The sequence below is a fragment of the uncultured Roseobacter sp. genome, assembly GCF_947491795.1.
Lineage (GTDB): Bacteria > Pseudomonadota > Alphaproteobacteria > Rhodobacterales > Rhodobacteraceae > Roseobacter.
Genome location: NZ_CANLKW010000003.1, coordinates 652,837 through 664,868, shown reverse-complemented (window position 1 = coordinate 664,868; position 12,032 = coordinate 652,837). Strand labels below are relative to the sequence as shown.

The 12,032-nt window shown below is 50.2% G+C and carries 14 protein-coding genes; 8 read left to right on the top strand and 6 right to left on the bottom strand.

Annotated elements, in window-relative coordinates:
- Positions 1-130: 130 nt before the first annotated feature.
- From Q1A34_RS15010 to Q1A34_RS14990, 5 genes are read left to right on the top strand one after another with little or no spacing between them, the layout of a single operon-like run.
- Positions 131-631, top strand: coding sequence for a hypothetical protein (locus tag Q1A34_RS15010; RefSeq protein ID WP_300035765.1), 501 nt, complete (start codon positions 131-133; stop codon positions 629-631).
- The gene (locus Q1A34_RS15005; RefSeq protein ID WP_300035762.1) at positions 628-1,170 is read left to right on the top strand and encodes a hypothetical protein; all 543 of its coding nucleotides are present in this window, start codon (positions 628-630) and stop codon (positions 1,168-1,170) included. Before Q1A34_RS15010 ends, Q1A34_RS15005 begins: the two co-directional genes overlap by 4 nt.
- Positions 1,170-2,228, top strand: a complete 1,059-nt coding sequence (locus Q1A34_RS15000) for a hypothetical protein (protein ID WP_300035759.1) — start codon at positions 1,170-1,172, stop codon at positions 2,226-2,228. The genes Q1A34_RS15005 and Q1A34_RS15000 overlap by 1 nt, the downstream gene beginning before the upstream one ends.
- Entirely contained in the window at positions 2,215-3,750 is a 1,536-nt protein-coding gene (locus tag Q1A34_RS14995; RefSeq protein WP_300035755.1) for a hypothetical protein, read from the top strand. The genes Q1A34_RS15000 and Q1A34_RS14995 overlap by 14 nt, the downstream gene beginning before the upstream one ends.
- Positions 3,747-5,498, top strand: a complete 1,752-nt coding sequence (locus Q1A34_RS14990; RefSeq protein ID WP_300035752.1) for a hypothetical protein — start codon at positions 3,747-3,749, stop codon at positions 5,496-5,498. The genes Q1A34_RS14995 and Q1A34_RS14990 overlap by 4 nt, the downstream gene beginning before the upstream one ends.
- 34 nt (positions 5,499-5,532) lie before the next feature.
- Here Q1A34_RS14990 and Q1A34_RS14985 read toward each other — a convergent pair whose 3' ends face one another.
- The 3 genes from Q1A34_RS14985 to Q1A34_RS14975 all read right to left on the bottom strand — a co-directional run bounded on the left by Q1A34_RS14985 (position 5,533) and on the right by Q1A34_RS14975 (position 7,955).
- Positions 5,533-6,546, bottom strand: coding sequence for a glycosyltransferase (locus Q1A34_RS14985; protein ID WP_300035749.1), 1,014 nt, complete (start codon positions 6,544-6,546; stop codon positions 5,533-5,535).
- Positions 6,547-6,699: 153 nt separating this feature from the next.
- A complete protein-coding gene (locus Q1A34_RS14980) occupies positions 6,700-7,131 on the bottom strand; it encodes a hypothetical protein (RefSeq protein ID WP_300035746.1) in 432 nt (143 codons plus the stop codon).
- A gap of 92 nt (positions 7,132-7,223) precedes the next feature.
- Positions 7,224-7,955 (bottom strand): hypothetical protein, encoded by a 732-nt coding sequence (locus tag Q1A34_RS14975; protein ID WP_300035743.1) that lies wholly within the window; start codon positions 7,953-7,955, stop codon positions 7,224-7,226.
- A gap of 98 nt (positions 7,956-8,053) precedes the next feature.
- Here Q1A34_RS14975 and Q1A34_RS14970 point away from each other — a divergent pair, with 98 nt between their 5' ends.
- A complete protein-coding gene (locus tag Q1A34_RS14970; RefSeq protein WP_300035740.1) occupies positions 8,054-8,311 on the top strand; it encodes a type II toxin-antitoxin system ParD family antitoxin in 258 nt (85 codons plus the stop codon).
- Positions 8,312-8,314: 3 nt separating this feature from the next.
- Positions 8,315-8,617, top strand: a complete 303-nt coding sequence (locus tag Q1A34_RS14965) for a type II toxin-antitoxin system RelE/ParE family toxin (protein ID WP_300035737.1) — start codon at positions 8,315-8,317, stop codon at positions 8,615-8,617.
- 75 nt (positions 8,618-8,692) lie between these two features.
- On the opposite strand, the gene Q1A34_RS14960 is transcribed toward Q1A34_RS14965, so the two are convergent.
- A complete protein-coding gene (locus Q1A34_RS14960; RefSeq protein WP_300035734.1) occupies positions 8,693-9,262 on the bottom strand; it encodes a site-specific integrase in 570 nt (189 codons plus the stop codon).
- Positions 9,263-9,714: 452 nt separating this feature from the next.
- Between Q1A34_RS14960 and Q1A34_RS14955 the strand changes: the two genes are divergently transcribed.
- Positions 9,715-10,281, top strand: a complete 567-nt coding sequence (locus Q1A34_RS14955; protein WP_300035731.1) for a hypothetical protein — start codon at positions 9,715-9,717, stop codon at positions 10,279-10,281.
- 4 nt (positions 10,282-10,285) lie between these two features.
- On the opposite strand, the gene Q1A34_RS14950 is transcribed toward Q1A34_RS14955, so the two are convergent.
- Together Q1A34_RS14950 and Q1A34_RS14945 are read right to left on the bottom strand one after the other, a co-directional pair.
- A complete protein-coding gene (locus Q1A34_RS14950) occupies positions 10,286-11,560 on the bottom strand; it encodes an adenylate/guanylate cyclase domain-containing protein (protein WP_300035728.1) in 1,275 nt (424 codons plus the stop codon).
- Complete coding sequence (locus Q1A34_RS14945) at positions 11,553-12,032, bottom strand: hypothetical protein (RefSeq protein WP_300035725.1); 480 nt, start codon at positions 12,030-12,032, stop codon at positions 11,553-11,555. Before Q1A34_RS14945 ends, Q1A34_RS14950 begins: the two co-directional genes overlap by 8 nt.

Below are 12,032 nucleotides of genomic sequence, written 5' to 3'. Positions count from 1 at the left end.
TTTCTTGGGAAATTTCTTCCAGCCAAGCCGATCTAGGGGATTTCCGCATCCCATCTAGGGGATATCCGCACACACGACCCGCAAAAACTCTGCCAACTGTTCCCCCATAAAAATTACTGTGGAGGGGAAAATGCCCAAAGGGTTTTCGACAACCGCCTATATCGGCGCGGTGGTGGCCATCAATTGGCTGTTTGTTGTGGTGCCCATGGTGCCCGTGTTGGGAACGATGTTCCCGCCCGTGATGCTCGTCGTTGGCTTTGTGTTTGTGTTCCGGGATTTTGCGCAAAGGGAGATTGGGCATTGGGTTGTCATCGCCATGCTGGTTGCGGGTGGCATAAGCTATTTCATGTCGGCCCCGGTTGTGGCTTTGGCCAGCGTGACGGCTTTTCTGATCTCTGAAGCCATTGATTGGGCCGTTTACACGTTCACACGCAAACCTTTGTCACAGCGCATTTTGCTTTCATCGGCTGTGGCCGTTCCCGTGGACACCATCGTGTTTTTGCAGATGGTTGGGATCTTCGATTGGACAGCCGTTGCTTTGGTCAGCGCCGCAAAAATGCTTGGAGCATTGGTGTTCTGGGCCGTGCTGAACCGGCGTGAAAAAGCTTCGCCGACGCAGGTGGCTACATGAGTGAGCCACATTTCGGACAATCACCGACGGCCACTTTGGTCGTGCTCGTACCCACAGTTTTGCTTGCAATTGTGAACAACCTTTTTTGGGTTTCAAACTTCGAAAATGCGCTGTTGTTCGTCGTCCAGCAGTTCATACTTGGATACGCTGTTATCGTATTATTCTTGCTCACCCGCTGGGTATGGACGCCCTTACAGTTCTACCATCCCATTCTCATAATTGCAGTCGCCTGGTTCCTAAGGGACAGCCTAGCGCAAACTGGTGTCGCTCTCAGCTTTATGATTGTTAGTCAGATTTTCTTTAATCTGCGTAAGCACTTGGGAAATCAGCTGCGTATCTGGCACTTGGTCTTGGTGCTCGCGGGCATTGGGGGTGTTTGCTTTATGAGCACGACGCTGCAAGTGGGCCATGCTCGTCAGAGCTTTGTTATTGCGGGTTGCGCGTCCGTCGCACCATTCGCGGTCTTTCTATGGGTCATTTATCGGTTCGGTTGGTCCTTCGATACCACATTCTTTGTGAGTCAAAAGGAGGCGCAATAATGCCTAGGCTTTGGCTCTTTGACATCGAACCCCATGAACAACGCTACACCGGCGAGTGGCAAAAAACTCTACCTCAACAGCTTCATGCTGCGATGTACTTGAAAGGACAAAAAGCGTGGAGCCTTGAGGTAGTGTCAGGTCACCAAACTTCCGGCAAAACGTCGATTGGTGGGTTCCTCGATTTTGCCGAAACCAATGCCTACAAGGCAGCGCAGGTCAGCGAATTTGTTGCGATGGTCCAGTCTGGCACGGTTCGGGATAGCGACCGCGTTCTGTTTGCAGATGCTTGGCACCCAGGGGTGATCCAATGTCGGTACATCGCAGACCTTCTGGATATCGATCTTTCCATCGACGTGATGTGGCATGCTGGTTCTTATGACCCATGGGACCAGCTCGGCCAAAAGGTCTCCAACAAGGCTTGGAGCTACGCTTTTGAGAAAGCGGTCTTCCAGGCAAGCGACACCAACTATTTTGCAACAAAGTTTCACTGGGAGATGTTCCATGACGCCTTGAGACCTGACCAACCCGAACGGGCGAAGACTGTCGGTTGGCCGATGGAATACCTTTGCCCGTTGCTGGAGCCACTGGCCGGTTCCACGGAAAAGGACACGATCTTGTTCCCGCACCGCTTAGCCTCAGAAAAAATGCCCAAAGCTTTGGAAATTCTGCGAGATCACCTTCCTCAGTACCGCATTGTCTTTGCACAAGAACAGGCGCTGACCAAGCAGCAATATCATCAGGAACTGGCCCGCGCTTTGGTGGTGTTCTCAGCAAGCTTGCAAGAGACACTGGGTATCGGCACCTTCGAAGGTTTGCTGGCTGGTGCCGTTCCCATTGTACCCAATCGGCTCAGTTACACCGAAATCTATGGGGACCGGGCGTATCCGTCGGAATGGAGTGCGAACGAACAAGCCGTTGCGGATCACGCGAGACAGCTCGCGCAGTTCATTGAAGCCGCAATTCAAAGCCGCGATCCATCAACCTTGGAAGAACTGGCTGTCTCTGTTGGTGACGAATTTTTCAACGGAAGGGAGCTGTATCGCCATGTCCTTCGATAAGAAAACGACCATCAAAATAGCGAAACATCGGGCCAAGAAACCTCTGGATGACATCGAAGACGAACAAGAACTGCGTTTGGCGTTGCAAGCTCACCAGGCCCTGTTTGAACACCAGAACCCCAACTTGGACTATTCAAAATCCAAGCTGTTTAAAAATGTGGCACGCTATACTCCGGCGCTGAGCGAGGGGTACATAAATTCGGTTGCACGCTTGGGGATGCGCGAGATCGAAGCGCAAAAGACCTCCGATCCGAGCGAGGATCCATTTGATGGATTTGCCTTTGGCGCTGAAGACCTGAAGTTCACCAACCCGGACTCCAAACTGTGTTTCTACCCGTGGGCGTTGTTCAGCGGTGGCCAAGGTGCCCGCACCGCCAACTCTGCAATCAGCAACAATTGGATAACCAAAACACCTCGCGACAAGCGTGTGGTCTTGCTCGGTGATAGCGGTGGTTATCAGATTCAAGAACAATCCATCCCATTTGACCCGCAAACGACACCTGAGCGCATGTTGCGCTGGCTCGAACGCGTTGCGGATCAATCCATGGTGCTGGATTTTCCGACTGGCGGCGTCGCCACTGGAGCGTTGGTGCCCCACACAGAGATGCTAATCGCTGAAGGGGTTGATGTGTTTGGCGAAGCCAAGAAAGCGGGCTTTTCCAGCAGCTACATGGCAGCATTAATCCGCACCCGCCAAAACAACGATTACTTTGCAACGAACCGCGTTCCAGGAGCCACCAACCTTCTCAACGTCATCCAAGGACGCAATGAGGAAGAGAGCAGGTTCTGGTACGAGCAAGTCCGAGATTTCCCATTTGAAGGATGGGCCTTTGCTGGGAAGCACTCTGTACATTTGTCGATCACTTTGCGGCGTCTGATTCAGATGCGCGATGACGGCAAGCTAAGGCCCAACAGCTACATGCATTTTTTGGGTGTCTCGACGTTCAAAGTGGGGTGCGCATTGTCGATGATCCAACGGGCCTTGCGCAAATACACGGACGCCAAGGGCATCCAGCTAACCTTTGATTCAAAGAGCCCTGTGGATGCTATGGCCAACGGATATCAGGCCATCGTCGGATATGACTTTGGACCGGATCGCTGGAGCGTCCGGACTGAGAAAACCAATCTCAAAAAGTACCTTGGATCAGACGTGCTGTTGGCAGACACCGCTGACGCATGGGTCGCGAAGAAATATGGACGGCACAAAGCACGTTCAACGCTTGGGTACATCCTCCGGCAAAAAGACTTGGTCGGGACTGCCGATCCGAAGACCTACAATAGGGTGCCATCAGCGTTGCAGCAAGCGATGTTGGTTCATCATAATACGCAGGCTCTCATCGAAGGTTTCCGCAAGGCTTACCGGTTCCTGGACGAAAAGAGCTTTCCAGATCGGCCAGAGTCTGTCGCCCATTTGAACAAGATTATCCGCGCCGTCTTTATCGCAAAAGATCCGTTCGCTGTGATCGACGAGTGGGCGGTCCAACTCGATGCGTTGTCTTACGAAGGAGTATTTGGAAAATGAAAGATCACTCAGACGCTCAAATCGGCGACAATGCAGAAAAGAAATTCAAAGAATACAATGATGTACTTAGTGACATCGAAACGTCCCTGTGCTCAGCAGCTAAACTGCAGAAAAAGTCCAACGAAGCCACCTATGTGGCTTTGGGTAAGGCGCTTGAGCTTGGGCGGATATTTGCAGGATTTGAGGACGATTTCGCCGCACTGAAGGAATATTTGCAGTATCAAGATCAACCATGGACAGCCAAGAGCGATAGCAACTTCTTTCATGGTATCGTCTCGGTGGCCTTCGATATCATCAATCCGAAGACCAACAAGTCGATGACGGCTGCACCGCAGCTTTCAAAATACCGGATGATCCTAAAACACGCCTTCAAGCATGGCATGACGTCTGATCAGTTGGTGACGGAATTATCATCCTCATCTATCAATGAGTTGTACGATAAGGCCGCAGAAGGTGCGCGTTTAGACCCGTTTGAAAAATATGCGGAAAAACTCCCCCAACAGTTTGCGCGAGCCAAACAGAGTTTGCTGAATACACCAAGCAGCAGCAGTTTACCGTCCGGCAAATTCTCTCAGTCTATGCCAATGCCGATCAGCAAGACCGGCTTCGTGCCTGCAATGATCCACGTGAACAATAACAGGTTCCAGCTGGTGAAGCTCTATACAGGCGTTTCAGACGAAAAGGTGATGACTGACGTTGCTGCTTTGGTTCCCGATGAAGCCAAACTGGCGCGCGGTTTGCTGTCGAAAGAACCTGCCTACGTTTTGTTTGCAACTTGCGATATCTTCCAACGCTTCTTGCCCAAGATCGCCGCTGTTGAGGATTGGGAGCGGGCCACTCAAAACAGTAGGCAACCTGTTCTTGGAGAGAATCCGTCAGCTGAAGAAATGGCAGCGTACATGGATTGGTGGCGAGAAAACCGTTCGGAAGCGAAGCCTTATGGCGATGAGGTCACGCAAGAGGAGCGTGACGCCAAAGCACTGCAGATGGCCAAGAAGTTTATTCTATTGGATGCTTTGCAGTTCCGGCAAACGCAAACTGGATGGCACGGCACGAGCATCACAACTCAACCCTTTAACCCCAGTTTTGAGCTTCAGTTTGACCGCCGACCCCAGCGACCACTGTTTGATCGCCCGCTTTCGATACCAAGTCGGATCGCAGCTCAGTTTGTTGAGAAATTCCCCCATGAGACACCCTGGAAACTGATCCGCAAAGCGAAAGGCTTGGCGCTGCGCTCACATGATGGAAAACAAGTGTTTCCGGCGAGTGATGTCGAAGGCGTTGTCACTTGGCGCAATCTTGATCCTGAGCTAGTGACCCTTGCGAGTTATGAGCTGACCAAACCAATGCTGGAAAACCTGCATCTCTGGAAATCCGAGTTCGCCAAGCTGAAACTGCATGGTCGCAATGCATTTCATCGCTACCAACTGCTTTGCGTTGAAGATGATGGGTTGCAGCTTGCCTTGCCGGATCGCGATGACCACCGGTGTGATTTGGGCCAGCTGGTATCAAAGCCGCTGATAGACCGCCCCGAGGGCCTGCGCTTCGCGGACTTCCATATGGTGCGCAAGCTGATCCAGCTCACAATGGACTACGGGGTTACGTATCAGATTGATCTTTTGGCCGGGCATCAGGGACTGACAGGGTTGAAGTTCCACATCCGAGGATTGCCTATGGCCTACTCAATAACGCTCCCGCTCATGCTAACGCAAAAGGGCAATCCCGTGGAAATCAATATGCCCATGTGAAGATTGAGGCAGGGAATAGCCCCGCCTCAATCGGTCAGATGTACGCTTGCCATGCAATTTGCGTTCCTTGCTCACGTGCGGCCCAAATTTGAGCGTTTTGAGGCTTCGCAGTCGCATACAGCTTCGAAAGCTCTGAAGGGACGTCCCCAGCAGAAGTCAGATGCACGCCATCCTTTGCAAAAGAACGCCACCACTCACGTTCTTCAATCAGCAGTGTTGGCACTCCAGCTGCCAGCGTCTCCATCGCTGAAAACCCATAGGATTCCGATGTGGCTGGGTGGAACGCCACTTTGGCTGATTTGATGAAGTCGGTCTTTTCCTTGCCAGTGATCTGACCTTTGATTTCAAAATCTGTAACGCCATGCTTGGCAAAGAGCGTTTGGAACTTCTTGATCCCACGCTTGTTAGTGAGCACCTTCGCTGGCAGGCCAGTTGCCGCGATTGTCTTTACAAAAAGCTTGGGGTCTTTGCGTGGTTCGTGACGACCGATGAACAAAACGCCGGATCGAGGGCCTGTGTATGGCAGCAACAATTCGGCATCAGGGATAGGCATCTGCAAGATGATAGGTGATGTCCAAAATTTCAGCGCGTTCATCCGCTGCACATTAAAATTCGACTGCGTGGCAATGCGGACATTCGGTACGCTTGGGATACGATACAGAAATTCGTTGTATTCCTGCGCAAACACATCTGACGCCTCACCGGGTGGCACAACCAAGTTTTCATGGAGGGTGTAGAATGTGGTGCGGAACCGATCCTGCAGACCCAGCTCTTCCACAGATTGAAAGGCATCCGGTGTGTTGATGAGGATGTGGTCAGGTTCACGCTGAGCCAGCGCCATGCCCAACGCGTCTTTGAAGTTGGCGACTTTGGCTTGGTTGATTTGCTCGCCTTTGAACTGGGTGGCTTTGGTGTGTTCGGCGTAGGAACGGACCGTGGCAGGCCAAACGAACTTGGCGTTCGTCGAAGCCTCCATCAGTTCACGGGATTGGCCAAAGGGCTTTTTGTCCAGCACAACCGTAACATCCCAGTTGGAGGCATTGGCCATTCTCAGAAAACCCCTGAAGAAGGACCCAATCCCGCCTGTTGGTATGAAGTGTTGAACGGAGATAACGAAGTAGATGTGTTTGGATGTCTGTGTCATGCATCCAATGTGCCTCCCGCCGCACATCGCGGCGAGAAGTTGTTTTTTCACAGATGCTTACGCGGCTTTTTGGTGCTTTCTATGTTCTACAAACAGACGCAAACCGCTTAAGACTTCAATAGACTTGTTGATGTCTTTTAGAAGAGTGATCGTGATAGTCGAGTCCATGAAACCTTCGGTGATTTCGATCTTGATTTCGTCTTCATCCAGGCGATCCCTAGGCCGCATCTGATCATAGTCAGTAGACTCTGAAAGCCCCAACACAACGATGTGCTCCATCTTTTCTTCCATAGCGATCGGGTCGTGTTTGCGCTCGGCATAACGCACTTCATTGATGAAGTGAGGAGTTATTGTTTTGTACGGGTCAAATAGTGCTTCGATCATCCAAGCGTGAAATACATCCCCGTCAGCTACACTGGAGTAGTCTTCAAAATAAACATATCGACGCAGCTTTTCGTCGAAGTTCAGAGTTCCAAGATCGTAAAACATTGTTTTCCTTTCAAATATGTCTTTGGCTTGCTTAGACTCTGACGCCTTGGCAAAGGAAAATCATTATTCACGTGATGGTTTTCTGAGGAAAATCAGTGTTTGGTTGGTTCGACCAGATAGTGATCTGTCTCCAGCGTGAAGCACTTGGACCAAAGCGGGGTTTTCCAAAACATGCGGTCAGCTAGTCGGTCCTCATTGACGCGTATTTCCTCTAGGAAACCCATCCAGCACAGTGGACGCAGTACCTCGGATGATAGGAACCTACGATGATCGCGGTACTCTCGTTCAAACGGATCATCTGGCTCGTCCATCCCATATAGAGTTTTGACCAACTGCGGTTCAGTCATGCCTTCATGGGCTTCAACGTTGATGATGTTCAAAAAGTCTCGCCAATCCCCAGGTGCTTGAAAATCGATGCGGCTCATACGGCCATGGTTGTAGCGGAACGGAAACTGTTGGGTCAGTTCCCCAAAAAGCTGACCACGATGCTGCGCCAGCTGCTTGATGCTTTTGGACAGCAGAAACTTGCCCTTCACGTGCCGACCCCATTTGGCAATGGTCATCACATCATGGACCACCATCACCGGTGGCACGTCCCATTCGTTCAGTACCTTTTGAACCCTCAGCAGCTTTTCCTCTGAATAAGTGGGCCAGTTGAAATTCCGCGCACCCCAATGGGCAAACTTGCGATTGAACAGTTTGGTTTGGGTCAAGCCGACGCCGCCGTTTTCCTCAGCATATCGGATTGTCTGTTCCAACGCGTAGAGCAGCTTGGATTGGTCCAGCAGGGGATCATCATCGGCTATGGCATTGAGCTTGATCATCTGCGGTTTCCAGCTCTGCAATCTCACGCAGCATAGCCAAACACTTGATCCGTGCCAGCCTAAATACTAGTATCTGCTATAAGTCATCGGAGGCCACCATGCCCAAGACAACATCGTTCATCCTTGGTGAGCATTTTGACAGCTTTGTAGCCACACAGGTGGAGGCGGGCCGTTATGCATCAGCAAGTGAGGTGATCCGCGAGGGCCTACGGCTCGTTGAAGATCGTGACAGGCAAATAGACGCTTTGGATGCTGCGATCCAGATTGGTTTGGACAGCGGTGTGGATGAAGACTTCTCATGGAACGCTGTTCGGGCCGAAGGCAAGGCGCTGGCGAAACAGATCATAGATAGATGACCTTTGCCACATCTAAGACTTACACGCGCTGCCCGTACTGATCTGCGCGAAATCTACGCTTACACATATGTGGAGTGGGGTGAGCAGCAAGCTGACAGCTACTTGGATGGTCTGGAGCAGGCAATGGATCGTGTGGCCAAAGGTTTGGCCACGATCCGACCTTTGCAATCCAAGCATTCAAACATGCTGAAACTGAAACAAGGGCGGCATCTGATTGTGCTGCGGGAAACTGGTGACGATCAAATCCTTGTTGTCCGTGTGCTGCATGAGCGGATGGACATAGACGCTCATCTTGGCGGCCAGTAGGAAACGGCTTTCTCCGGAAAGAATTCGTGGAAACTTTCCGCAGAAAAGTTCTTGGCAGAATTTTCCTGGGAAAACCTACAGCACCTCTACCGCGCTGCGCTTCTGTTCATCGGACACATCAATATAGCGTTGTGTGGTGGTCAGCTGTTTGTGCCCAGCCAGCTCCATGATCACCTTTGGCGAAATCCCAGAATGGGCCAGACGCGTGATGAACCAACGCCGCCCGCTGTGTGAGGACGCATCCTCAATCCCAGCCGCATCAAATACACGGGCAAAGGCCTGGACCATGCCGTTGGGCGTGAAATGCCCACCCTTTTGAGACTCGATCACAGGCCGATCAGGTGCCCTCCAGCGATCCAGTTGCGCCCAGTAGGTTGAAAGCTCCTTCTGCAGCTTAGCGTTCAGATGCACCTGCCGTGCTTCCTTGGCTTTGGTGTTCTCAGCTTTCAAGTAGAACATCGCTTTGGGCTTCATCTCACGATCCAGCACATCAGCCCATTTGAGCGAGGCGATCTCACCCACACGCAGCCCAGCATAATGTGACAGCATGAGCATCAACCTGTTGCGCTTGCCGTTCTGCATGCTTGCGCAGATGGCCATCACGCGCTTTAGCTCCTCAGAAGATAACACTTTTGCCTGTTTCATCTGTTCTCCGCCAAATGACTGAAACGTAACGCTTTCCTGAAGGAGAGCTGCAAACGTTATGTTGTCACCTAACGGGCAGAGCGACCGTTTTCTGATTGCCAAGGATCTCAACTTGGTAGGGCATAGGAGCAGAAAACTTGAGTTTTGTTAGGTTCTTCAAGTTGACGGGTATAACCTAAAGTTGACGACGTACCGCGCTTGCCTAAGAGAGATCAGTCAGTATTTTCCGCCAAAATCGCACAGACAGTTTTGCTTGCCTCGCAAACGCTAAGTAGGGGCAGATAAAACCCCAAAGCCAATTGACAACCAAGGACAACAGCGAAGTTCCGTATGTTGCCAACTCCAAAGTGCAAGCAAGCCAGAAATTAGTTATGATAGAACGACAAAGTAATCTGGAAGTTTGCAAGTCGGCGACAAGAATGAAATAACACTTGGGAAGGGGATGCAGCCGTATGAATAACAGTAACCTTTTGAATATCTGGCGAGAAATCGGAGCTTACTTACGGTTTGCCGATGCTAAGAATGGCGTTTTGTTTGGGCTTAGTGCAACGCTAGCCTCCTCATACTATAGCTATGTGTATATCGAACCCGGCGTCTCATGGAATGTTCTGACCATTCTGGGTGTCAAAGATACTGCTGCCGCAGAGTTTCTTGCGTTATCATTGTTTTGCGCAGCTACGTTGGTATCCGCAGTCTCTGTTTTTCCAGCTTTGTCTAAACACAACGTACGGGTAAGAATTTTTAACAGGATTGGCAAAAGTCTAAAAATCACGACGAGCGATGATTCGGTTGAAAGAAGCGCGTATTTCTTTTCCGACGTAGCAGCATTTCCGACGTCGAAAGCATACGAAGAGAAGTTAAGAGATTCATCGATTATTGCTGGCGAAATTTCTGATGGGGAAAAAGACATTGTCGAGCAAATTTACGTTCTATCCAATATTGCTTCGTCAAAGTATATTCAATTTGTCTTGTCGACCGTATTCTTGGGGTTGGCTGCAGTCATAGCCTTTTTTCTGTAGTGTTTTACTCTGACATCGAGAAAGCTTCGATTGGTTCTGCGTATTCTTTGAACTTGACCTCAACGTATTTTTCAGTCCTACAGTTCACGCCACTTTCGCAGCCTTGAGCACATCGATAGGCCGACTGGGACATAAGAATCTGTCCTACTCCTGCTCCACCGCAAATACGCGTAGCACCAACCACGGAAGCGCCGATTGCTGATACTCTTTCATTCTGAACTGCAAACCAATGTCCCGCATCAGTGTGTATTCCGATGCCAACATTGAATTTGAATCTCTGCGTCAAGCAATCACTAACAAAGTCACTGCATAGGCCGCTAATACTGGCGCGAATTTCACGACACGCATTCAATGCTTGTGAAGCACTTCGCATGCCAGAATCATCTATGAAGTGAGCCACAATCCCATCTCCCGTTTCTTTGTCGAAAAATCCACCGTTTCGCGTTGTAATGGACCGCATTTCGGTAACGGCATTTGTAATGAACCTTGCAAAATCCGCCTTATTTTTTGACAATTCCATCGCTTTTGTTGATCGCCTAAGGTCAACGCAAATTGATGTTGTTTCAATGCTCTGCGCCCGGAACTTCCCATCATTGTCTCGAACAATTTTTTGCCATGGCCAGCAAAATTTTTCGGAAGTACTATCAGGTAAGAAGACTTTTGGAGACCAGTAGTTCCTAAATAGCTGTTCAGGAGAATTCGAATTCAGTTCGAAGAACTTTGAAGGGATGACCTTGTAAGTCGGGTTATATGCGAGATATCGCGCTAGGTTAGCTTGGAGGCGTGGTAGAGCTTCTGTTTCCGAGTAGATACGTCGGCTGTTAGCGTTAGAATGACTTGGCATACACACACACATGTAAGACTCGCCATCTAGTAGGCTGTACAACGTACAATTCTCTGCCAACCATTCAAGCCTCTCGTTGTCTTCCTGACTTATTTCCGCATGACCTAAGTCCCGTAAGAAGATCTCCCTTATGGAAGAAAAGGGCGTTTCGGGATGTTCACGTGTTTGCCACACTGCTTTGGCCAACAAAAAATAGACTAATTGGGTCTCCTTCTTATCCCGAAAAGGATCTCCAAAAAATCTGCTAGAACCACTTGCAACACCACATACGAAAGACAGAGATTGGAATCTATCGTCGAAAACCCAACTAGCGACAACTCCATCAGGTAAAACCGACACTGGATCCCAGGATACATCGTTCAAGTCAGATACTAGGTTCCAGTCCTCGGCATCTAGCCATTCACGCCACTTTCTTTGCTGAAATAATTCATCCACTGGTTTCGAACCCCAACATCTCCATGATTCTCATTGCAAAAGCAGAGGTGTCTTGCTTCCTTACCGCATCGTATCGCGATTTCTTTGCAGCATCTGAAGTGGGAAAGTGCGTCCAAATCACAGCACGGAGTTCATTCGTCCCAACCAGCTCCTCTGCGGCTCGCACACTTTGCTCCAAGAACGTTCCAGCACCTTGGCCGTTATCGTTGTCTCGATGTACGTCAAAAATGAAAACGACAACTTCGTATTCAGACACTTGAACCGCCTTGATCTCGTCAGCAGTTAAGCATTTGAAGTACTTGATTTCATACTTCTTGGCAGCATGTGTCCAAAGTATCGAGACCGTACCAAACCCTCCATCTTCGGCGGTAAATGACGCTTCACTTATCTCGTCGATCGGAAAGAACTTGGGGAAGGCGTCATGGAGCAAACGTTCCGGAAGTTTTCGTTGTGCTTCCTCTTCGTCATCCAC